Annotated in this window: 14 protein-coding genes; all 14 read right to left on the reverse strand. The window is 33.9% G+C overall.

Going from position 1 to position 24,611, the window contains the following annotated elements:
* Window positions 1–7: 7 nt before the first annotated feature.
* The 14 genes from ruvA to IWX84_RS06765 all read right to left on the reverse strand — a co-directional run bounded on the left by ruvA (window position 8) and on the right by IWX84_RS06765 (window position 24,076).
* Entirely contained in the window at window positions 8–589 is a 582-nt protein-coding gene (gene ruvA, locus IWX84_RS06700; protein WP_196849967.1) for a Holliday junction branch migration protein RuvA, read from the reverse strand.
* A 96-nt stretch (window positions 590–685) separates the two neighbouring features.
* Window positions 686–2,968, reverse strand: coding sequence for an NADP-dependent malic enzyme (locus IWX84_RS06705; RefSeq protein WP_196849968.1), 2,283 nt, complete (start codon window positions 2,966–2,968; stop codon window positions 686–688).
* A 156-nt stretch (window positions 2,969–3,124) separates the two neighbouring features.
* Window positions 3,125–3,559, reverse strand: a complete 435-nt coding sequence (locus tag IWX84_RS06710; protein WP_196849969.1) for a CBS domain-containing protein — start codon at window positions 3,557–3,559, stop codon at window positions 3,125–3,127.
* A 75-nt stretch (window positions 3,560–3,634) separates the two neighbouring features.
* The gene (locus IWX84_RS06715) at window positions 3,635–5,503 is read right to left on the reverse strand and encodes a trehalase family glycosidase (RefSeq protein WP_196849970.1); all 1,869 of its coding nucleotides are present in this window, start codon (window positions 5,501–5,503) and stop codon (window positions 3,635–3,637) included.
* 25 nt (window positions 5,504–5,528) lie between these two features.
* Window positions 5,529–6,776 (reverse strand): MFS transporter, encoded by a 1,248-nt coding sequence (locus IWX84_RS06720; protein ID WP_196849971.1) that lies wholly within the window; start codon window positions 6,774–6,776, stop codon window positions 5,529–5,531.
* A 43-nt stretch (window positions 6,777–6,819) separates the two neighbouring features.
* Window positions 6,820–7,755 (reverse strand): carbohydrate kinase family protein, encoded by a 936-nt coding sequence (locus IWX84_RS06725; RefSeq protein ID WP_196849972.1) that lies wholly within the window; start codon window positions 7,753–7,755, stop codon window positions 6,820–6,822.
* Between the two features lies 1 nt (window position 7,756).
* On the reverse strand, window positions 7,757–8,935 hold the full coding sequence (locus IWX84_RS06730) for a glycoside hydrolase 100 family protein (protein WP_196849973.1): 1,179 nt from the start codon (window positions 8,933–8,935) through the stop codon (window positions 7,757–7,759).
* A 1-nt stretch (window position 8,936) separates the two neighbouring features.
* Window positions 8,937–10,238, reverse strand: coding sequence for an MFS transporter (locus tag IWX84_RS06735; RefSeq protein ID WP_196849974.1), 1,302 nt, complete (start codon window positions 10,236–10,238; stop codon window positions 8,937–8,939).
* A 145-nt stretch (window positions 10,239–10,383) separates the two neighbouring features.
* Entirely contained in the window at window positions 10,384–11,301 is a 918-nt protein-coding gene (locus tag IWX84_RS06740; RefSeq protein ID WP_196849975.1) for a GyrI-like domain-containing protein, read from the reverse strand.
* Complete coding sequence (locus IWX84_RS06745) at window positions 11,302–12,627, reverse strand: vanadium-dependent haloperoxidase (protein WP_196849976.1); 1,326 nt, start codon at window positions 12,625–12,627, stop codon at window positions 11,302–11,304.
* Between the two features lie 84 nt (window positions 12,628–12,711).
* Window positions 12,712–15,972 carry a VCBS repeat-containing protein gene (locus tag IWX84_RS06750; RefSeq protein WP_196849977.1) on the reverse strand — a complete coding sequence of 1,087 codons (3,261 nt, stop codon included), beginning with the start codon at window positions 15,970–15,972 and terminating at the stop codon, window positions 12,712–12,714.
* On the reverse strand, window positions 15,965–19,282 hold the full coding sequence (locus IWX84_RS06755; RefSeq protein WP_196849978.1) for a VCBS repeat-containing protein: 3,318 nt from the start codon (window positions 19,280–19,282) through the stop codon (window positions 15,965–15,967). Before IWX84_RS06755 ends, IWX84_RS06750 begins: the two co-directional genes overlap by 8 nt.
* A gap of 259 nt (window positions 19,283–19,541) precedes the next feature.
* Window positions 19,542–21,065 carry a RagB/SusD family nutrient uptake outer membrane protein gene (locus tag IWX84_RS06760; RefSeq protein WP_196849979.1) on the reverse strand — a complete coding sequence of 508 codons (1,524 nt, stop codon included), beginning with the start codon at window positions 21,063–21,065 and terminating at the stop codon, window positions 19,542–19,544.
* An 11-nt stretch (window positions 21,066–21,076) separates the two neighbouring features.
* Window positions 21,077–24,076: a SusC/RagA family TonB-linked outer membrane protein gene (locus IWX84_RS06765; protein ID WP_231385430.1), complete on the reverse strand. Its 3,000-nt coding sequence runs from the start codon at window positions 24,074–24,076 to the stop codon at window positions 21,077–21,079.
* Window positions 24,077–24,611 lie beyond the last annotated feature (535 nt).

Genomic DNA, 24,611 nt, shown 5'->3' on the forward strand with positions numbered 1-24,611 from the left:
GAACCTTTTATAAGTTTTTTAAAGCTTTTTTGATAATCGATTCTACAGAGGCTTCGGGGTCCTCTTTCACGATTTTTTCAACAATTCTTTCTGAAGTTTTTCGCACAAAACCTAGTACCTCCAAAGCAGATAACGCTTCATCTCGATTTGTATTGCTCTGTGACATTGAAACTTCATCTAAATCGTACAATTTTAACACTTTTTCTTTCAGATCAAGTATTACTCGTTGCGCTGTTTTACTGCCAATTCCTTTTATAGATTGAATAGTGACCACATCTCCCGATGCGATTGCATTCGTAATTTGTTTTGGATCTAAAGAAGACAGCATAGTCCTAGCAATACTAGCCCCAATACCTGAAACTGATAATAGCAATCTAAAAATCTCCCTCTCCGATTTTTCTATAAAACCAAATAAGGTATGTGAATCTTCTTTTATTTGAAGATGTGTAAATAATTTTATAAAGTCCGTATTTGGAAGTAACGAGTAAGTATGTAAAGAAATATTCACATGGTATCCGACACCTCCACAATCTATAATTACTTGTGTTGGTGTCTTTTCTACCAATTTTCCTTGTAAATGTGCTATCATTTTTTATAATATATTGTTACCAAATATAATAAAATTAGCACATTATTTCACTAAACTCCTTTATTTAAATGCAATTATTGACAAAAAGCAACGAAATTATATTTGTTTTTTCTTTTCTTTTTCTTGTGCATCAATCACAGCAATAGCCGCCATGTTTACCATTTCTTCGACACTTGCACCTAATTGAAATATGTGAACTGGTTTTCCCATCCCTAACATAATAGGTCCAATGGAATCTACTTTATTTAATTCTTTCAACAGCTTATAAGTAATATTAGCCGACTCAAGATTTGGAAAAATTAAAGTATTTACTTTTTTTCCTGCTAGTTTAGAAAATGGAAACTTCGCTTTCAACATCTCTGGATTCAAAGCAAAATCAGCTTGAAGTTCTCCATCAATAACCATTTCTGGATGGTTTTTATGCAAATAAGCCACTGCTTCTCTCACTTTTCCTGCGCTTTCATTGGTTGAAGATCCAAAATTAGAATAGGAAATCATCGCTATTACAGGTTCAACTCCAAACATCTTAGCTGTTTTTGCAGTCATTATCGCAATTTTTGCTAAATCATCAGCAGTTGGATTAATGTTTATCGCCGTGTCTGATAAAAACATTGGTCCACGGCTGGTCATCATCATATTTGTAGTAGCAACAAGAGATGCTCCATGAGCTTTTTCAATAAGTTGCAACATTGGTTTTACCACTGATGGATAGCTTCTGGAATATCCTGTCACTAATGCATCCGCTTCCCCTTCATTGACCATCATGGCCGCAAAATAGTTTCTTTCGCGCATTAATTTCTGAGCATCCAATAATGAAATCCCTCTTCTTTGTCTGGAAGACCAATATTTTGTAGCAAATTTATTTCTTCGAGACTCTTCTTCTTTCTCTTTTGGATCAATGATTTGAACATCAGCATCAAAACCCAGTTCTTCCTTTAATTCCGAAATAATTTCTTTGTTTCCAAGTAAAATTGGAAAACCAATTCCTTCTTCTAATACAATTTGAGCAGCTTTAAGCACGTCTAAATGATCAGCTTCTGCAAAAACGATTCTTTTGGGATCCGTTTTAGCTCTATTGGTAATCAATCGAACCATTTTGTTATCATTCCCCAATCGATCTAAAAGCTCTTCTTCATACTTTTTCCAATCTGTGATAGGATTTAAAGCAACTCCGGAGTCCATCGCTGCTTTAGCAACAGCCGGAGCAACAATTGTTATCAATCTTGGATCAAATGGTTTTGGAATAATATATTCTTTTCCAAAAATCAACTTAGTTGCGCCATAAGCAACATTTACTTGTTCTGGAACTGATTCTTTAGCTAATAAAGCAAGCGCTCTCACCGCTGCCATTTTCATTGCTTCATTTATTTTGGTAGCTCGAACGTCTAACGCACCTCTAAAGATATATGGAAATCCAAGAACATTATTTACCTGATTAGGATGATCAGAACGTCCAGTTGCCATAATAACATCTTTACGGGTTGCTATCGCCAAGTTATAGTCTATTTCCGGGTCTGGATTTGCCATCGCAAAAACGATTGGGTTTTCCGCCATCCCCATTAACATCTGAGGAGTCATAATATCTCCCGTTGACAATCCTAAGAAAACATCTGCACCTACTAATGCCTCTTCAAGACTCATGGATTTGATATCCTTAGCGTATTTTTGCTGCAAAACAGACAATGAAGGGTTGTCTTTTGTCAAGAGACCTTTACTGTTAAACATCAATATACTTTCGATTTTTACACCCAATAAAACATACAAATCAGCACAAGCAAGAGCTGCTGAACCCGCTCCTGAAACTACCAATTTCACATCTTCTGATTTTTTATTTGCTAATTCCAATGCATTCAATAAAGCCGCAGATGATATAATTGCAGTACCATGTTGATCATCATGCATCACGGGAATATTCAATTCTTCAACCAATCGTCTTTCTATTTCAAAAGATTCTGGTGCTTTTATATCTTCCAGATTTATTCCACCAAAAGTTGGCGCAATATTTTTGACGGTTTGAATAAATTCTTCAATATCTTTAGTTCCAATTTCAATGTCGAATACATCTATATCAGCAAAAATTTTAAACAACAAACCCTTCCCTTCCATCACCGGTTTAGATGCTTCAGGACCTATATCCCCAAGCCCTAAAACTGCAGTACCGTTTGTAATTACAGCAACTAGATTTCCCTTTGCCGTGTATTTATATACATTATTTACATCTTTTGCTATTTCCAAACATGGCTCTGCCACACCAGGAGAATAGGCCAAAGACAAATCTCTTTGGGTTGCATATTTCTTAGTGGGAACTACTTGTATTTTTCCTGGAGTCGGCTTCGCGTGGTATAATAATGCCTCTCTTCTTTTGCTATTTTTGTCCATTTTTTAAATTTTATTCTGGGTTACAAAGATAGGTGACTTAGCTTAAAAAGTAAGCAATTATCCTATTCTTTTATAAAAAACAGCTCTCGTTTGTAATGTAAAAATTAAAATAGCTGCAAGAATTTGCAGCTATTTTAATTTTTAATTTCCTTTGAATTACGACTTACTTCCGCTTATATAAGAATCCAAATGTTGAATGGTTTCCTTTTGAACTTCAATGATTGCTTTTACAACATCCCCTATTGAGATTATCCCTATTACCGCATTATTTTCTAAAACTGGCAGATGTCTAATTCGTCTTGCAGTCATCAAATCCATACAATAATCCAAATTGTCAGATGGCTTTACTGTAAAAACTTCTGTTTCCATTATTTCATTCACATGCGTTTTCTTTGAAGATTTGTCTTTAAGAACAATTTTTCTGGCATAATCTCTTTCAGACAAAACTCCTTTTAACACATCCTCTTCAATTATCAATACTGCTCCAATATTTTTTTCACCCATCACCTTTAAAGCTTCATATACAGTAATAGTGGAAACTATTGAAAAAACTTCCTTTCCTTTCGTGCTTAATATTTGATTTACAGTCATCTTGAATAAATTTATTGATTCATAAAGTTAAAAAAAATAACACACAAAAGACAAATTTATATATTTTTTTTACTGTTAAAATAAATCGTCTGGAGAAGTTAACCTGTTCAGTTGTTGTTTGAAAGTATCATTTAAAATTTGCAAACCATATTGATAGGAAGCATTTACCCAACCAAATCCCTCTTTTGCGATATAATCGAATTCAGTACCTACATTGCCATACTCGGCAAAAACTTTATGAGAACTAATTTCTAAATCAAACTTTTCAGGAATTGTCCCGTTGTATTCTACCGCATTTTTAGTGATAAGCCACAGCCATCTATAGACCATTTCTTGCGCTTTGTCAAAGAATTTATAATTAATTAAACCTTCCCATAACAACATTTGGTGTGGCGCCCACCCAAAAGGATAATCCCATTGTCTTTGTGGCGCCTCTTTATCTCCAAAAGCGTCATTACTTGATTTTGTACTTCCTGTAATGCCGCCAGTCTTAAAAAATTTAGGCAATGCTATTTCTACCAGCTTTTTTGCCTGTTCGTCACTGCACAATTTTGCCCATAAAGGAAAAAATGTGGTGGCGGCTTCAAATGGAAATTGTTTCTTGTTTACAAAATCATAATCAAAATACATGCTTGCTTTTTCATTCCAGCACAATTCATTGATTTTATCTTTTCTAAATTGGGCTTTTTGCTCCCAATCCCCGGAAGTGTAATTGATATTTCCCGTTTGAAAAGCATTATTGAAATATTCCCTAATCAAATAAGCAATGTCTTTTTCATATTTGTAAAGAAAACTATTTACATCCACCGAATTTAAATTTGCACACGTATTTATAAGTCTATCTGTCGTATCATGGCCGCTTTCTCGTAGACTTCTGTCGTGAACAAAATACATATCCAAATCTGCGTCAACTAATTTTCTTTCCAGATATTGTTTTTCAAATTCTCTGATTGGCAAATTATATTTTTTTGCGTAAGGCGCTAAAACATCGTCAAAATGTCCTGGTTCTACTTCAAAAGGCATTCCTACACCTTCCGCTTTATATCGATTCAAACCCGTTTCCGTTAATCGGTTTCCTGGCGCCATCCAAACGGTATTGTACTCTAAAATAACCGCTTCCAGATGGCTTTTTAACCATTCATGATTTGGTACTTTTTGTTTTACAATTTCAATTAATAACGAAGAATACAATGGTGGTTGTGTTCTTGTCAGGTAATAACTTCGGTTTGCATTCAGGATTTTTCCGTAATGTATGATTTGATACTTGAAGTTCTCGGCAATAGCCATTGCTTTTTCAAGTTGGTTATCTATTAACAGACCAACACCTATAAAATAGCTATCCCAGCCATACATTTCATTAAATCTTCCGCCTGGAACTACGAAAGGAACTCCTTGCAAACTGTATAATTTTTGTTCTAAAGCCAAAGCTAAAATCCCTGGTTTTGTATTTAAAGTATCCACATATTCCATCGAATAATTTTCGGGCAAAACCGCTACTTTAAAATTCTGAAGTTCTTTCTCCAATCCCTGAAAATAAGCAACTCCTTGTTTGTCTTTCGCAGCAACATAAAGCGTTGGAACTTCATTCGCTGTTTTTTCATCTTGAAGAATCTGAGCTAAACCTTTTTTATCAATCGTACGCGTGAGTTCATTCCAATAATCATCTCTTATTTTTCTTGAAATTCGTTCCACCGGATTTTCCTGAATTCGGTTCAAATCAACTTCACCCATTTCAATTTTACTTTCTTTGAGCAGTGCTAATTCTTGAAGTAAATTCGACAAATGGTAGGTTCCTTCAATAGCCTGCTCCTGTTTTGTTTTTTCATCAACTAAAACAAATTTTTTAGGGCCTTCATCGTCTTTTGTAATTTTTTTATCTTGATCGGTATCTTCTTGAAGCAGGAGTTCATGGAACACCTTGTCTATGTTGAGTAAGAATTTCATTTAAAATTATATGATTTTAATACGATTAATGACTAACGTTTTTAACATGCAAAACTTGAGTACTGTCCGAAGTAAGTTTCTTCAATATAAAGAAAGAAACAAGCAATAAGGACATAGGAATCAAAGTATAATAAAATGCATTTTCAGGACCTTCATTTTTGAATAAGTACCCAATAACTCTAGAACCCAGAGTTCCTCCAAGTGCGGAGAAAACAACAATCAATCCAGTCATGGAACTGTGCAGTTTTTTGGGCAATGCACTTAAAACAACCGAATTCAAAAGTGGATATATTGGTGCTATAAAAAGTCCAACCAGCGGAAAAGCAAATCCAATTAATGGAATATCGCTAAGCGAATTGATTTCTTTTACATCCAATCCAACTGTTTTTGGAAGCACAAAAATCACAATCAACATTGCTATTACAATACAGAAGCTAAGCACCCAAATCCAATTTACTTTTTTAGTTATCACACCAGCCAAAAGCCTGCCAATCGCCAATGAAATTGCCAAAATACTTGCCATCATAATACTTATATTCTCTGGGAGATGCAACACTTTACTATTAAAAGTGGGTAGCCAAGACATTATTCCCTGCTCTATCATGACAAATAAGAAAGCACTTATTACAAATACGATCGTTAATAATTTTGCAAATAATTTGAACATTTGTTTGAAGTCGTCTGCTAAATCAACTCCTGGTATTTCAGTTTGATTTTCAAATTTGGCAAAAAATAAAAAACCAAAAGACACTAATGAAATTCCCGCTAACAACCAATATACATTTAGCCAGGCGTCTGGATTCCCTTCCGAATTGAAAGCTGGAAACAAAAAATAAGCTACCGCAATCCCAATCATAAATACCCCTTCGATACTACTCATCAAGCTGTTATGTTCCTGTTGATTATCTGTCACGGTTCCAATAAGTGAATATACCGATACTTTTATCAAAGCAAATGAAACACCCACAGTTGCAAAAAGCAATTTCGCGGTGTTAAATGAATTTCCAAAATACATACTCACACAGGCAACAGAAACCAATGCTAATCCAATAAGCATCGCCTTTTTATATCCAATTCTTGGTAAAAAAGAAGCGATCAAAAACGAAACTATAGCGATAGGCAAATCCTTAAAAGCTTCTAAAATACTCGCTTGCAATTCATCAACACCATAATTTCTTTGGGATTTTAATATTACAATTCCAACACTGTTCAACAGGATTGCAAACACAAAGTAGTTTAGATACATTGCTATTTTTACCGTACTTTTTCTCATTTAGTATATATTTGGTTTTGGTTTTTTGGCTTGAATAGAATTACTACTCGATATTCAAATAGTCTCTAAAATTAATATTTTCCGGCAATCTCCCCACATTTTGAAGTTTGAGAACTGCTAATTTCTGGGCTATCGTAATGGATTCTTCGAGATTTTTTTGTTCTAATTGCGCATATAAAAATCCCGTCCAAAAAGCGTCTCCAGCACCAGTGGTATCTTTTATATCCTCGACTGGCAAAGCTTTTTGATAAAACATACCAAAATCAGTATTCGACAAGACAACTCCGTCCTTTCCTTTTGTCAAACAAACAGTTGCCGCACCTAATCCATGAAAATATTCAAAAATAAAATCTTCTGTTTTTGATTCCGCAAAAAGTCGGTAACAATCGTCCTCGCTTAATTTCACCAAAGGATTTGTAGCTAGATAATCCTTCAAAACATTTTTTGCTTCTTCTCTATCTGACCATATTCTTTCCGAAAAATTGATATCGATGCTCGTTTGTAATCCTAACTCTTTTGCTTTTTTAGCACTTTCTAGAATAGTTGTTCGGGCTGGATTTTTGCTTAATGCAAAACAAGTTGTGTGAAATATTTTAGCACTTCCCAGTAATTCATCTGTAATTTGGCTTTGTGCAATCTGATAATCCGCTTCTCGATATGGAATAAAATCTGGAGTTCCAGAAGATTTGGAAACAAGAATAATAGAAGTTGGAACACCCTCTAGTTTATTAACTTGAGTAGTAATCACATTATTCTCTTTTAATTTTCGAACAATATACTCGCCCAAACCATCCTGCCCGCAAGTAGCAATTAAAGCTGATTTCAAGCCTAATCTTGAAGCATTCACAGCGACATTAGTAGGTGAACCACCCAGAAAACGATGGTAATCCTTTGTTCTATTAATTGATGTATTTACTTCATGACCTATAAAATCAATCAGTACTTCGCCAACACATAGTATATCTATTGTTTTTTCCACTTTACACTAAAAATTTAAAGTTAGCATTGATACTCTGATGCAACATCACTGTTGCAGCTGCGCTCCATGCACAAAAAGGAACGCCGTTCGGTGCTTTGGTTTCGCTGTTAAAATTTTCATAGAAACTAAAATCCTCCACAGCATTGGCCTTATTTATGGCATTTAATAATCGTGAAGCTTCATCATTTTTTTCTTTAGCAAGTAATGCCAATCCAAAAAAACCATTGACCATCGGCCAGCTTCCTCCATTATGAAACTCATTAGGGTAATTCCTGAATTCGTATTTACAATTATTTTTAAGTAAGTTCCAGTCTAAATCACTCTCTTTTATTGGGGGCCAAAAAGCGGGTAACAGTTGTAAAGGCATTCCATCTTTGAGTGCCAATGAATATTCTAAAACAACATTTTGAAAATCTTCAGAACCAATGTTTAAATACAAAGCCAAAGAATTTGCAAAAGCATCAAACTGCGTTTTGTATCCTGCCGGCGAAAATGAACAGGGCATGTATTTTTGAATATTTACTTCATGGTATGCTCGTTCATGGTATTTTTCACCAACTGAATTCGGAGTAAAATTGATTTCAAGTTGTTCTATTATTGCTTTGATTTTGTCTGTAATTAAATCGTCATGCGCAAAATGATTGTAACTTTTTAAAGCCCAAATCCGAAGCAATTGATCGTATAAAACATAACCATCCGTAATATATTCATCCGCCCAATTTCCTGAAAGAGGCACATACAAAAGTCCTCTATTATTGAATTCCCAAGCTTCTAAGAGCGCAAAACATTTTTCAATTTCAGTATCGTATTTTGCCACGAAAGCGATATCTTTTGTGTAATAGGCATATTGACAAATCCCAATTACGAACCAAGTCACCGCATCAACTCTTCCTGCCAATCCGCCATAACTAACTTCCACTTGGTCGCCATTTGTCATTACATTAGAAGGAATCGTTCCGTTATGATGTTGGTTATTAGCTAATGTTTCTAATGTTTTACGGAATGTTTCAATTAATTTTTCATCGCCGGAAGCCAAAGCTGCCAATCCACAAATCACACCATCGCGAGCCCAGACTCTTTTATAATTGGAAATATTTTGGGCACTCGCAAGAAAACCTTCGCTTGAAGATACTTTCTGGAGCAGCTCAATGGCTTTTGTATAATTCAAATCACTATTCATATTATTGTGGTAAAACTTTTTTACTTTTAATCAAAAGGGTGCAAAAAGCGCCGATGAGTACTAAAACGCCCGCAAAACTGATTGCTTGACGGGGATCGTTATCTAAGAAATTCTTTAAAATATAACCAAATGATAGGTTTTGGATAATCATTGGGATAACAATCATCATATTAATAATGCCCATATAAACGCCATACCTTTCTTTAGGAATCGCAGAAACTACCATTAAATATGGAATTCCCATCATACTTGCCCAAGCAATTCCGTAGCCAATAACCACTGCAAAAAATACGTATTGATTATGTACAATTGGAAAAACCAAAAATGAAACAGCTCCAAATAGTAGACAGACAAAATGAATCATTTTAGCACCATGTTTTTTGGCTAATTTTGCCAAATAAAAGGCAATTGAAAAAGTAACTATAAACCCAAAAGCACCAATCAATCCATTCCATTCAACCGCTTTTTCGTAGCCTACCGCATTCATCGGAGTTACATTCCAAACGGACAAAGCAATACTTTTTGAATTATTTTGCCAATAACACATCATAGCATACCACTGAAATAAATAAACCAAAAACAGTTGCCACATAACGGTTGGCATCTCTAGAACCGCTTTATAAATATCAATAAAAGGGGAAAAAATATTTAATTTCTCTGCTTTTAAAATTGCCAATTCTGCTTCTGTTGGCGGAATCTCTTTTGTCTTGCTCATACTCCACAAAATGGAAGACACTGAAAGTACCGCTCCCAGAAAAAAGGACGCATAGATCCAAGTAGGCAATGATCCAGTGTAACCAACGAAAACAATTGGAAATAGAAAAAGAGAAATATAGGCCAAAAACTGCCCGAAACCGGTAAAAAAACTTTGCGCCTGAAAGCCTACAGGCTGCTGGTCTTCGTTTAGTGTATCGGCAATAAAAGCACGATAAGGCTCCATTGCTGTATTGTTACCAACATCCAGAATCCAAAGCAAACCAGCCGCCATCCACAATGAACTGCTAAATGGGAATAGAAATAAAGCGATACTACAAACTATAGCTCCAATAAAAAAATACGGTTTCCGCCTTCCCCATCTTGGATGCCAAGTTTTATCACTCATTGCTCCAATTATAGGTTGAATCAATAAACCAGTTAAAGGGCCTGCAAGATTTAGTATCGGAATTTGATCTGGACTTGCATGTAAAAAATCATAGATAGGATTGACAGCACTTTGTTGCAAGCCAAAGCTGTATTGTATGCCAAAAAAACCAACATTCATATTGATTATCTGCCAAAAACTCAATTTTAATTTCAAATTCATTCGGGTTCTTTACTTGGTTGGTTGGTTAGATATTTTTATTAAATTTAATTTTAAAAACATCAATTCAATTACTAAATAAATAAAAAACGTTTTCGGTATAACCGAAAACGTTTTCGAAATGTTAAAATCCTTTAAAAATCAATCTTTATTTTGAAGCGAAAGGAATGATGATTTGCGTTTCCCATTCCAATTCATTTCCTCCATTGAAAGGATTTGCAAGAAAATGCTCTAAAGGTTTATTTTCTAATTTATAATCGTGTTTTTTGGCATAATCTAACAAAGCAAACCACGCTCTGTCAGAAGTTCTGAAGTTTCCAAAATAAGAAGCCTTTAATCCTTTTATAGCAGGGATTGTTTTGAATTTTACTTTTTCATTTGGAATAAATTTTGTGTTTTTGGCAATCGGAAAACAATAATTAAAATTGACGGTTTCTTTATCAAGATTCCAACTTTCGATTTCTAAGTACGGTGTTCCTACTATTTTAATTTTATTAGTTTCTATAAATTCTGTAATTATGTTGTCATTCATAATCATTGTTTGTGCTTTTTCCTGCAAAACACTTTTAAGTTTTATATAGGCAACAAATGTTTCTTCAGAACTTCCTTCTCCATCAATTTTTACTTTAAAGAATTTAATATGGTCATTTACCCCATTTTTAAATTCTGTTATTTTTTGGATTTGATCTAATTTAAACTCCGTGCTGAAAAAAGGAGCTGTAATTCTATTGTAAATACTGTTGTTGAAATCCTTTATTCCAACACTTACGGAAGTTACCGAATCATTTATGGATTTCATATCCCAAGTATATTCCATACGCATATTCTCTTTTTCCATTTCTTGCTTTATGAAATCAAAATTTCTCTTTTCCAAAGTGGTATAATTTTCTTTTTGATTTGCTAATCTTAATGCAGACCAATCCTGTACACCTTGAAAAACCGTTCCTGTCGCAGTATTAACCTTAAATGATATACAATAATCACTTTTTTTTATTAATAAATACCAAAATAAAAATATTGAAAACAAAACACTAAGTAGTACTGCAATTTTTTTTCTATCCGTCATTTATTTGGTCATTTTTATTTTGGTAACAATAAAACTACCTAAATTATTCCCTTGAGTTATTCCGTTTATTATCGCCGCCTTATAGTGAATTCCACCATAAAACCTGCTCATTGCCGCTTCTTTTGCGGCGTCATTAAAGGATTTAAAGTTCCTGTTTGGTAATCCATAAGGCAATTCCGTATCATCTAAATAAGCAAAATTATCACCAAAAATAGAAGTTAATATTGCTGCAGAACAAGCCGAAGCAACAGAGTGACCACTACAATATTCTGGAAATGGAGGTGTTTGTAATAATGGTTTCCAATTTTCATCAATATTTTGATTTATAACAGTTTCAGGCCTTACAACATTACTGCGAAATTTCTCTTCCCAACAACTTACAAAAGCATCAAAAAGTCCCACAGAAGTTTTAGTGTAAGCATAAACTGTTTTTTCAAAATCAGCATTCGATTTCTTACAGGCTATTTTTACAATCCCCATCCAATGTCCTCCTGGAGTAATTTTCTTTTTGGCAAACATCATGTGTCCTTGATTAACTGTAACATAAGGATTGCAATCCCAGAATTGCGCCATTTTCATTTCCTCAGAAGAGTCCCCTTTTTTTAGCATTTGCTGACTGATGTCGTACACTTCTTGTACTTGTTTGAAAAAAGGAGAATTCTTATTTACCGAAAAAGGAAGTGCCGGTATCGGTTTATACTGTGAAGCTGAGTCCAAAGCCATCGTTCTGATTTCTCCCCAATGCGGCTCTATCGCATCCATATAAGCTGGAGGAGTAGGCTGCCATCTTCCTGGTTGATTAGTATAAACTGAAAATTTTGGCATTGTTCGGGTTTGTTTGTAATTGTCGTTTCCCATCCATTTTTTGATGCGTTCAGCTACTTTTAGTCCATATTCTTTAGAAACTTCAAATTCTTTTTCGTTTTCATTTCCCCATTTTTGGTACAAACTATCTCTAAACTTCTCCACTAATTCTTCGGAAAAAACTAATGCCTTACTTACTTCCATATGTGCCACAAGTGCAGCCACGTTTTTATTTACACCACTTTTCGGGTCTAAAACCGGTATCGAATCTAATCCATTTAATTGACCTTGCAGACTTGCATACTTTTTACTGTTTTGTGCAATTACCTCGAAAGCCGCAATATTTGGGTAAGCATAAATCCTGCTGGCCACCGGTGGAGAAAAAATATCGTGAATCAGAATTTGAGTAACATTATCAATAGAAGCGCCGTAATCATCAGGGCTCACAATAATAGTGGATTCCTTTTTACAGGAAACAAAAAGAAAAATTATTGCTGTTAAGGTTATATATTTAAATTTCATGTTTTTCAATTTAATGTTTTAATTTTTCTAAATTTTGAATAAAGAACTTGGAATATTGGCCAGTCTATTTTATTGCAGCACATCTTAATTTGAAGATGTTGGCAGTTCGTAAACTTCAGCTGGTTTATTGTTTATGGTAATTAATAAATACTTTTTACCATTGAAATTGATAATGTCTAAATGACGAACGGCCTTTTGAGTTAAATCGATTCCTACCTGATTTCCCATATAAATTGTTTTTTCACTTTTTATTAATGCTCCAGAAAATCCATCAAATCGACTGTGATAAGGCGAAACTCCAAAATAATTTCCTGCAGCAAAAACTTCTTCTTTATTATCTGAATCAAAATTAGATTTTACAAAACTAGTAATTGGAGCTACTTGCATTTTATTCGAAAAAGGAACAAAAACAAATTTTCCTTTGTCATTTCTCAAATAACCAGATTTCAAATTATGTACTTCATAGAGTTTAGCTTTTTCAAGCATTTTAGGATCAAAAACTTCTTCAAGTGTTTTGCCTGCAAATGATTTATAACTGTGAAATTTCTTTTTAACTAACCCACTAAATTGTTCAGCCAATTCATCTAACCCTGCGGTTGTATAATATTGATTGTTCTTTGCGATCGCAACAATAGTTTCAAATGTGCCATTTTCATCGAAATCATCATAATACATTTTCATTGGAAAATTTTGCGAAGCCACAAATTTTGAATTCATTCCCCAATTCCCTACCAAATAATCTAGATCACCATCATGGTTAATATCAAAAGGAATAATCGACTGCCATAATCCATTGCTTTTTTCGGGGAAAACGGTTGCCGTAACATCCTTGAATTGCCCATTGGTATTAGCGAAAAAAGTTGGTTTCATCCATTCTCCAACAACAATTAAATCCAGTTTTTTGTCCTTATTGAAATCGGTCACAACGGCATCTGTGACCATTCCTATACCTGAAAAAACTTTACTTTGAACGACCGTAAAAACCCCTTTATTATTGTTCAATAAATAACAAACTGATGTGCTTCCAAATCTATTATTCAAGGAATTATTACCCACAAAAATATCTAAATCTCCATCTTTATCGTAATCGAAAGTTTTAACAACTGAAGCGTTTTGAGTTAACTTTGGTACTGTTGATTTAACAAATTGACCATTTTTAGCTAAGTACAGTCGGTCTTGCAAATTAGATGCATTTTCCCCTCCGCCGGAAGCTACAAATAAGTCATTTATTTTATCATTATTGAAATCCCCAATTACTGCTGACGCATCTTCAAAGATTGAATCATTGTCAATTTCATTAAATAATTTCTTAGAAAACCCTTTCGCGTTTTGAAGATAAAGAACTGCTTTTTTATCTTTTGAACTACCAAAAAATATATCCTCTTTTCCATCTCCATTCAAATCTCCAATTGCGGTTGCTGGACCTCTGTCAGAACGTTGATAAGGAATTAATTTTTGAACAAGAATATCTATAAAATCATTTTCTTGATGGGTAAAATTAATTCCCAAATTAGTTTCTATCTTTTTAAAAATGGGTAAAATGGTAGGATGTAATCTATTATAATCAAAAGTTTTTCTGTTAGCATTAGCTTTTATTGTCAATGTCTGATTGGTTTTTACATCCTTCACAGTTTGATACGTTTTATCCGGCCAAATGACTACTAACGAATCTACTTTTGTGATTTTGCCATATCCAAAATGAATTATTGGCTCTGATGAAGATTGAAAACCTCGGGTTGTTTGCAACTCTTTAAATTGTCTTTTTCCTTTCGTATAAGAGATCACTTTTGTCCCAATCCCAAAAGTATTTTTCCCTCCAAAACGAAGTTTCAATTTCAAATAATTGGCATTTTTATCTGTTTTATTAATGTATACTGATGCGACGCTATTTAAATTATTGGTGATAACATCTAAATCTCCATCGTTGTCAATGTCAGCATAACCGCTCCCATTTGAAATAATCGAATCATTTTCAATCCAATCGCTAGATCTATTATTAAACACTAAATCTTTTGAGCCTTGAAAAACGTAATTCGTTACATTGCCTTTGGGCATCTTTTTCAATGCTTCTTTATCTAACAATTTGGTGGTGGCGATTTTGTTTTTTATTTGATCGTTAGAATAATATTTTACATAATCTAAGTCGTTCGGTCGCTTTGGAATTCCATTAGATACAAATAAATCTTGTTCTCCATCCTGATCATAATCAGCAAATAATGCGCTCCAACTCCAATCAGTAGCTGCAACCCCACTTAATAATGCAGTCTCTTTAAAATTATTTCCAGCTTGATTCAATTGCAACATATTTCTGGTATACTGATAATGATATCCTAATTTTTCAGTTCTCAATTTGAGCATTTGCACATTATCATCTCCTAATGAAGATTTCAAAACTTTCTCATCTTCAGGAAGCATGTCCAAAGTCATAATATCCGGAAAACCATCATGGTTAATATCGGCTACATCTACACCCATGGAAAATCTACTGGTATGCCCAAAATGTTTTTTCAAACTTTCAGTAAAAGTCCCATCACCATTATTCAAGTAATAATAATCGTCTTCGTGAAAATCATTACAAACGTAAATGTCGGGATATCCATCCAAATTAAAATCGGAAATAGCCAATCCTAAACCATATCCATTTGCGCCGCCAAAAATGCCAGCTTTCTCGCTTACATCAACAAATTTTCCGTTGTCATTTCTAAACAATTTATCCCCACATTCATAGTTTCTTTTGTTTCTAATTTCGGCATTCCCAAAAGACGATTCAGAATGTACAGCATGGTTTAACAGATACATATCTAAATCTCCATCTCCGTCAAAATCAAAAAACGCCGCAGAAGAACTATAATTATCAAGATCTAATCCATATTGTGCTGCACTCTCAGTAAAAGTATTATCCTTGTTATTTATAAATAATTCATTATGACCTTCAAAACCATTGATACCCACAACCGCGCAAACATAGATATCTAAAAACCCATCACCATTTACATCGGCCATTACGGTGCCGGAGTTCCAATCACTCTGTCCTTCAACTCCAGCTTTGGCAGTAATGTCTTCGAATTTATTCCCGCCTTTGTTCAGATACAATTTATTTTTACCTTGATTTGAAGTGAAATAAATATCCGCAAGACCATCATTGTTGATATCGCCCAATGCAACTCCTCCTCCATTATAATAATAGAGATAATCTAAAATAGAAATGTTTTTTGATGGGTCTAACTGATTATTGAATGTGATACTACTTTTCTCCGGTGACAGTTTTTCAAACAAATGATCTTGTTTTTTGGAGCAACCAACAATCAGCAATGAAACTAATACTATTTTAAGAAAATTATTCATTGCATTTAAATATTTTAGGAGTGCTATTATTAACAACAGCAATAATCGAATTAATATTATTCTTGTTTTTTATTCCTTTAACATGCTTTACTTCTCCCTTTATAAAGAAACCTGAATTGGCATAAGGCAACCATGAAAAAGTTCCCTTTTTATTTCCTAAAAGTACACTTCCATAATTAGCATCTAGTCTGGAAAATTGAGGTTTGAATCCATATTGATTACCACCTAAAATCAAATCCAAAACTCCATCTTTATTCACATCCAAGGTGCATATCGTGTTTACACAAGAAAACTGAACTTCTTTAGGCAATGCTTTCACTTCAAATTTGCCGTTTCCTTTATTAATGGCAATGACACTTTCTTGAATATTAACTGTTTTTTGAATTGAGTTATCAATCACCTCCTTCACGAACAACTCCTGAAAAGATTTTTTAGAATAATCCGCATAACTTAAATTCTTCTTTTTTATCAACGGAATTTGTTTGGCTAATTCCTGCTTTAAGTGAATTGGAATATCCTTCCCATCAATTGTTCGGGTCGTAATTTGCTCAATAGTTCCGTTATTATCGAAATCATTTACAAACATTTTCATCGGATTCGTTTTTGACGCTGAATAGGAAGTATTCGTTCCTTTATTACCCAAAACCAAATCTTTTTTACCATCGTTATTCAAATCCACACAACTTACAGCATTCCAAAAACCGTGATAGCTGCTGAGATTTGATTTGAATTCCACCAATCTTCTTCCCGTATTTTTGAAAATTTTTGGAGACATCCAGTCCCCAACAATAATTAAATCTTTTTTACCGTCATTATCGATATCTTCCCAAACAGCGTCGGTTATCATTCCAACTTCATTAAGTTTGAACGCTTTTTTATCTGTTGCATTGGTGAAATTTCCTTTTCCATCATTTTCTAATAACAACTGTTTTGGATCGATTCCGTAAACGCCTGGCACACTTCGGCTACCAATAAACACATCGATATCACCATCATTATCAAAATCATTTGCGGCAATTACTGACACGTTATTATTATTTGTTGGAATGATAGTTTTGCTTTTTACGAAAACACCTTTTCCATTATTTAGATACAAGCGATTTTTATAATTGGCTTGATCTGCTTTTTCATTTCCACCGGAACCCACCATTAAATCTTGATCGCCATCGTTATCGGCATCAAAGAAACTAGCGGCTGTACCTTCATAATTTGCATCGCTATCTAAATCCTTTTGAGTAGTAATACTGAAATTATCATTTCCTTTATTTTGATAAATTTTCCCCGGATTTCCTTTGGCTCCACCAATAAATACATCATCATTCCCATCTCCATTAATATCTCCTAGAGCCAATGAAGGCCCATCTTGAGAAAGCTCTTTTGAAATTAAACCTTCATAATCAAAATCGATATAATCATTCTCTTTGTGTGCTAAAAAGGTAGTTGGTTTCTCAGAGAACAACTTCTTCGACGCAATACTTTTAGGAGTATAATTTAATTTAGCATTCTCAATATTCAATTTGATGGTAGAATTACTTGAGATCTTTTTAATCGTTTGAAATTTACTGTTTGGCCAAATTACTTGTAAAGAATCAATTTTTTTTGTTCCAATTCCAAAAGTCATTACATAATCGATAGAAGATTGAAAACCTCTTGAAGGAATCAATTCTTGTCTTAAAATTTCTTTGCCCGAAAATAATTCCACAACACTTCCTACTCCAAATTTATTTTGATTATCTCCTTTTAGCTTAACTTTTACAAAATGATTTTTTTTATTTTTCTCCGAATTATTTTTATAAACAAACGCTTCCATGTTGACATTATTGACAATCAAATCTAAATCCCCGTCATTGTCTAAATCCCCGTATGCCGCACCATTTGAAAAACTTGGTATATCTAATCCCCAGTTTTGCGCTTCATTGGTGAAAGTTAAATTTTTATTATTTTTAAAAGCATAGTTTGGGATTGGTGTGCTCGGCATCTTATTGATTATGCTTTCCATATCATCTTTTTTGCCGGTAATCACCATTTTTTGAAGGACATCATTAGCAAAAAAATCAACAAAATCCTGATTCGTTAAATCATGATAAATACCATTGCAAACATAGATGTCTTTATAACCATCATTGTCCATATCAAAAAGCAAAGCGCCCCAACTCCAATCTGTTTTTGCAACTCCTGCATAATTTGCAATTTCTAAAAATTGATTACTACCATTGTTAATCTGCAAAGTGTTTTGCATATATTGATTATAAAAGTCCATACTTAATTTCCTCGAAAACAGATCATAATTATCAAAATTGGTGGTCGTTTTTAAACGTTCATCATGTTCAGGTAACATATCCGTTACAAAAATATCTGCTGTCCCATCATTATTAACATCAGCCATATCAGCACCCATGGAGGATTGACTTATATGAGAAGCCCAACCTTGAATTTGTTCTGTAAACGTTCCGTTTTTATTGTTTATGTATAAATAATCGTGTTCGTAAAAATCATTCGAAATGTAAATATCTGGATATAAATCGCCATTCACATCACCAACTGTAACGCCAAGACCAAAACCAATTAAGCTTCCATAGATTCCAGATGCTTCACTTACATCGATAAACTTTCCATTATCGTTTCGCAATAATTTATCACCGCCTCCTTTTAGAATATCATTAACATCCCAATCTTTGTCACGCAAATCTCTCTTATTTGAATAATTTAAACTGCTTACGGGGATAAAACTATTATTTAAGATATAACAATCTAAATCTCCATCTTTATCATAATCAAAAAACGCGGCATGAGTTGTTATACCAGAGTCAGCAAGATTATATTGATCTGCTTTTTCGGTAAAAGTGCCATTGCCATTATTGATGAAAAGTTCATTTTTTTGCTTATCGCCTTTTGTATTACCCGCATTACATACATAAATATCAAGAAATCCGTCGGCATTAATATCGACCATCACTACTCCAGTGGACCATGATTTTTTTCCCTCAACGCCAGCTTTTTTAGAAATGTCTTGAAATTTAAAGTTTCCCTTGTTCAAATAGAGTTTATTTGTTCCAAGGTTTGAGGTAAAATAAACATCAGAAAGACCGTCATTGTTAATATCTCCAATAGCGACGCCACCACCATTGTAAAAATTACGGTATTTGAATATGTTCATTTCCTCACCATTTTTGACTTCGTTGACGAAATTTATTCCGGTAGTTGAAGCCTCAAGTTTAGAGAATAAAGCGTCTTTCTTTTCTGAATTTTCTTTGGAACAATTTGAAAAAATAAAAAGAAGAGGAAGAAATAAAAAAATACGATTAAACATATTTATAACTATTTGATTTGGTAATTAGAAGTGAGCAATTTATATAATAATGATTATATAAAAAAATTAAAAACGAACTAATTAGAAGCCCTTTCAATAAAAAATTGTTGCAAAATGATGTAATTAACAGGCATACGAATTTAAATATTTAAGGAAACAATGTTAAAAGAAATGGTATAGGGGTAAAAAAATAAAGAGGGTAATAAATTACCCTCTTTATAACTAACTAACTCACAAAATAATTAATAGTAAACAAATCTTAATAACCAGGGTTTTGTTTTAAATTAGAATTAAATAATGCATCCGCTGGAATAGGGTATAAAATATATTTTTTGTCTGAAACATATGGTTTCAATTCTCTAACTGCTAAGAATTTACCAAAACGTATCATATCATTTCTTCTCCAACCTTCCCACCATAATTCACGTCCTCTTTCAGCATAAATTCCATCAAGAGTTGCAGGTGCTGCAGTCACACCAGCACGAGTTGCAATATTTGTCATAATGGCACCTACAGTTCCTGAACCACCTCTAGCAATAGCTTCAGCTTTCATTAATAAAGCATCAGAATAACGCATAATAACTAAATCATTATCAGGAGAATTCAAATTGGCATTATCTGGTATGTATTTTTCACCACGAATACCCGCAGTTCTAAGAGTAGGACCACTTGTAATCAAAGTTAAAGCCTTAGTGAATACTAAAGGAATACCAGGATTATCAAGTAGAGGAGTAACTCCTCCTGGAGCATATTGCTGACCAATTTGAAAACCAGCAGGATTCCCAAAATCGGCAATAATTTGCGGTGTAGAATATTGTCTACGAGCATCTGCAGTTCCAAATCTATCGTAGTATTCTGCTACGGTAGCAAAACCATTCCAACCTCCTGGAGTTTGATTGTAATGTTGAGACATTCTCCATCTGGACTGGGTATTTCCGCCGGCGCCTCCTTGAATGTTTTTAGAACTAAAAACAATTTCATTAGAAGTGTTGTTATCAGGAGCAAAATTTTTCCAATAATTCGAAGCTAATGTGTTAGTCATTGCATCAATGTGCTGTACTACTTTGGTCATGTCAGCTGCAGCAAAAGTAATAGCACCGGAAGCATCTGCTGATTCAAAAACAGCTTTGTTCAAATACAATTTTGCTAACAAGAAATGACCCGCATCTTTACTCGCAATACTTGCATCTCCTGCTACACGTGCTGGCAAACCGCCAATAACTGCTTCTAGCTCATCAATGCAAAATTTTGTTGCTTCAGTTCTTGTCCACACTTTAGGATCATCCTCAAGTGGAGAACCAGCTGGTCTGTAGGGTGCTTGACCAAACAAATCGACCACATTATAATAATAAAATGCACGTAAAAAACGAGCTTCTACAATTTGAGAGGCAGTACCCCCTTGTTCAATTATAACATTACAGTTATACACGTTAGATAATAATGAGTTCCATGCACTTTTTACCTCAATATGATCAGGCGCCCAGGTGTGTGTGTGCATTTGTCTCAACGCTCCATTATCGTCCCAGTCCCCACCACGAGTAGGGCCTGCTAGAGCATCTGTAGACATTTCGTCTAAGGTAAACACCCCTCCTTGTCCATTAAAATCTCTCAAACCCTCATAGGTCTTTGCTAACAAAGCACCCGTGTTTACAGAGCCTGAAGCTCCTGTAGATGATTTTATCTGTACACCATCTAATACTTCCTCATTTAAATTAGTACAACCCACTGCTAGAGTTAAAGTACTAACAAATAATAAGCCTTTTATAAATCTTATTTTTTTCATTTTTTTTAAAATTAAAACGTTACATTAAGTCCGACCGACACACTTTTCGCTTTAGGATAAGCTAAATAATCCATACCTGCAGAAGGTACACCTCCCAATTGTTTGTCAGTATCTACTTCAGGATCAAATCCTTTGTATTTAGTAAATAATAACAAGTTAGATCCGTTTACAAATAAACGAGCAGATTTAATTTTCGCCTTTTCTAATACTGCCGCTCCTCTGAAACTATAACCAAAAGATAAGTTACCCATACGTAAAAAATCTCCTTTTTCTAAATATTTAGTAGATGGGGAGTTAGGATCCCCTTGTGCTTGTGCAGATGAAGCTACCTCTGAAGTCACATTTTTACCTCCTAAGAAAGCGCCCTTAAAGAAATAGGCGTTTGCTGTATTGTTATATATATAATGACCAAAAGCACCATAAAATGAAACCGCAGCATCAAAGTTATTAAAGGTCAAGCTGGTGGAAAAACCAAGGTTCATTTTTGGTAATGGTTGTTTGTCTAATATAGATTTAGATGCGGTCCCAAGACCTGAGTCATTTCCAGCGGCATCAGCATAAATTGATGAACCATCTGCGGCATACCCTCTAAATTCATAAATATAATAAGAATAAATAGGTTTTTCATTAGTAATTACTTCTGCATAGGCATTAGACAATCCTTGACCATTTATAGCTCCTGTCTGCAAGAAACCAGCGAAATTAGTCATTTTATTAGTTTGGAAAGAAGCATTACCTGAAACATCCCAAGTGAAATTTTCTTTGTCTATTACTTTATATCCTAAAGAAACCTCAAATCCTTTGTTGATTAAATTACCAGGTAAGTTTTTGTAACGAGGCGATGGTGGTCCAGGTTGTGTAGCCGCTGATGGAATCGGGAAAATAAGATCTTTAGTATCTCTCATATAATAATCAAACGTACCATTCAATCTGTTATTTAGCAAGGTAAAATCTGCTCCAACACCGCTTGATGTCGTAGTCTCCCATTTTAAATCAGAGTTACCATTACTGTCAAGATTCAATGAACCATTTAAACCATACGACGATCTTGCAACAGCTGAGTTTGTAGGGAATTCTTGATTACCAGTAATACCATAACTTCCTCTAATTTTGAAATCGTTAAGCAAGCCTTCTTTGTTTTCAACAATTTTGTAGGCAACACCCACAGATGGGAAATTATCATATTTGGCATTAACACCTGGTTTTGTAGAACCGTCTCTACGAATAGTTGCAGTTACAATCAATTTTTTATACAAAGTAGCATTGAATCTAGCAAAATAAGATTGCAATTCACTTCTATTTCTAAAAGAATCTGCTCTATACTCCTGTTGAAATCCTCCTTCAATATTATCAATTAAATTGGTTTGAGCAGCATCGTATCCTTTACCACTTGCATTAAGGCCACTTGCATTATAATCATAGTACGAGTACCCTAACAAAGCGTCTAAAGTAAAATTATCTCCAAAAGAATTGTTATAATTTAACGTGTGCTCAAAAGTTTTATTAAATCTACTTTGCTCAGAAATTTGTGCCGCTCCATATTTTTTAACCCCACCTTGTGTCGCTTGTGCCACATCTTTTATATGAATTGAGGGTGATAATTGGCTTTTTCTTGTAGAATTAGAATTTTCAATACCAAATAAGAACTGATATTTTAAATGACTGTTGATTTTTACAATTGAGTTAATACTACCTATAATTTTATTTGTATTTGTATAATCATTATATGAATTTAGCAATTGTACAGGATTAAGGTAATCATCATCTACTGGTCCTTGAGGACCGTTATTTCCGCGTGAATAATAAGTTCCGTCTGCATTATAAATAGGCAAAGTAGGATCCCAGTATAAAGCGGTTCCTATAACATTTCCAACGTAACCTACATTGTTAGAAGTTAATGTAGCTCGATCCTTTAGTCCTGCATATAAGATTCTTGATTCTACTTTTAAAGCGCCTCCAAAAAAATCATTTGAATTATATAAGGAAGCAGTATATTTGTCTAAACCTGTATTTTTAACAATCCCATCTGAGTTACTTGCACCAAAGGAAACCCTCGTGCTTGAATTATCTGTAGATTTAGAAAAAGACAAATCGTGATTTATAGCAGAACCTTTTTGAAGGATTGCATCTTTCCAGTTGTACCCTCTTGAAAGTCTATCTGTACCGCCTAAAGCAACATACTCTCCAGCACTCATTACATCTAAATCGCTGCTATATTTGCTTGATTGAAAAGAAGTACTATAAGTAAGTTCAGGTTCTTTAGATTTTGATTTTTTAGTTGTAATAACGATTACCCCATTTGCTCCACGAGAACCATAAACAGCTGTTGAAGAAGCGTCTTTAAGAATACTCATACTTTCAATATCGTTTTGATTAATAAAGTTAAGCGGGTTTCTAGCACTAGAACTTCCTAAACCAATATCACTACCGCCAGAGGAAACATTTCCGCCTTCTTGTGGTACACCATCAATAACAATAAGAGGTCCATTCCCTGAACGAATTGAGGAATTTCCTCTAATTCTAATAGATACTCCAGCTCCCGGCTCACCACTTGAGGAAGTTACTTGAACCCCTACGGTTTTACCTTTTAACAAATCTGCAGGTGAAGCTGCAGAAATATTGTCAAAACTTTTTGAGCTAATTTGGTCAACTGCACCCGTAGCGTCTTTCTTTTTAACAGTTCCATAACCTATAACCACTACTTCTTTTAATTCAGCTGAATCCTCTTTTAACAGAACCGTTACTGAAGTTTTCCCAGCTACATTTACTTCTTGAGTTTTAAGACCTATGTAACTAAAAACTAAAACCGCATTTGGTCCAACGTTTCTGATTGTAAATTTTCCATCAAGATCTGTTTGTGCTCCGCTAGTTGTTCCTTTTACTAATATAGAAGCCCCTGGAAGAGGACCACTAGAGTCAGATACCGTACCTGACACATCTTGCGAATAAGTCAAACTGGCACACAGCATCGTTAGAAACACCATCAAGCCTTTAAGTAGACTATTTTTCATACGTAATAAATAAGTTGGTTAATAATTTTTTGATTGGTTTGTTTTAATTTTGATATCAAACATAGTTATAATTTTGTGATAATATTAGGATTTTATACAACTATAACGTTTTCGTTAAGCCGAAAACGTTTTCGTTTTTAAAAACATATACTTCAAAATATTAATAGTAAAGTTATAAATAATATAATAAAACAAACAAAAAAATATCTATTCTTAAATTTCAACTTGTTTTGCAGGAATAAAGATTTACACATTTATTAAAAAAAATACTACTTTAAAAAAAATGCTGACTATTCTTCAATGGAAATGCGTTATTTATGAATATTTCACAAAATTAAATATATTAAGAAAAGATCATAATCAAGCAGAATTAAGCTAAACATCTGATTGTAAAGTCTTAATTTAACTTTTCGCATCTCAAAAAAGTTAAATTAAAAATATTTTTATTATTTACCATAAAAAAAAGCCACCCATTTCGGATTTTAAATCAAATACCTATGATTAAAAACCCGGAATGGATGGCTCAAAAAATTGT

This window comes from Flavobacterium sp. CG_9.10 (assembly GCF_015752245.1).
In the GTDB taxonomy this organism is placed as follows: domain Bacteria; phylum Bacteroidota; class Bacteroidia; order Flavobacteriales; family Flavobacteriaceae; genus Flavobacterium.

Bases quoted from the DNA above. Each gene is read 5' to 3' on its own strand.
- IWX84_RS06755 (WP_196849978.1), bottom strand. From the start codon at position 19,282: ATGTTTAATCGTATTTTTTTATTTCTTCCTCTTCTTTTTATTTTTTCA.
- IWX84_RS06760 (WP_196849979.1), bottom strand. From the start codon at position 21,065: ATGAAAAAAATAAGATTTATAAAAGGCTTATTATTTGTTAGTACTTTA.
- IWX84_RS06720 (WP_196849971.1), bottom strand. From the start codon at position 6,776: ATGAGAAAAAGTACGGTAAAAATAGCAATGTATCTAAACTACTTTGTG.
- ruvA (WP_196849967.1), bottom strand. From the start codon at position 589: ATGATAGCACATTTACAAGGAAAATTGGTAGAAAAGACACCAACACAA.
- IWX84_RS06750 (WP_196849977.1), bottom strand. From the start codon at position 15,972: ATGAATAATTTTCTTAAAATAGTATTAGTTTCATTGCTGATTGTTGGT.
- IWX84_RS06730 (WP_196849973.1), bottom strand. From the start codon at position 8,935: ATGAATAGTGATTTGAATTATACAAAAGCCATTGAGCTGCTCCAGAAA.
- IWX84_RS06715 (WP_196849970.1), bottom strand. From the start codon at position 5,503: ATGAAATTCTTACTCAACATAGACAAGGTGTTCCATGAACTCCTGCTT.
- IWX84_RS06765 (WP_231385430.1), bottom strand. From the start codon at position 24,076: ATGAAAAATAGTCTACTTAAAGGCTTGATGGTGTTTCTAACGATGCTG.
- IWX84_RS06745 (WP_196849976.1), bottom strand. From the start codon at position 12,627: ATGAAATTTAAATATATAACCTTAACAGCAATAATTTTTCTTTTTGTT.
- IWX84_RS06710 (WP_196849969.1), bottom strand. From the start codon at position 3,559: ATGACTGTAAATCAAATATTAAGCACGAAAGGAAAGGAAGTTTTTTCA.
- IWX84_RS06735 (WP_196849974.1), bottom strand. From the start codon at position 10,238: ATGAATTTGAAATTAAAATTGAGTTTTTGGCAGATAATCAATATGAAT.
- IWX84_RS06740 (WP_196849975.1), bottom strand. From the start codon at position 11,301: ATGACGGATAGAAAAAAAATTGCAGTACTACTTAGTGTTTTGTTTTCA.
- IWX84_RS06705 (WP_196849968.1), bottom strand. From the start codon at position 2,968: ATGGACAAAAATAGCAAAAGAAGAGAGGCATTATTATACCACGCGAAG.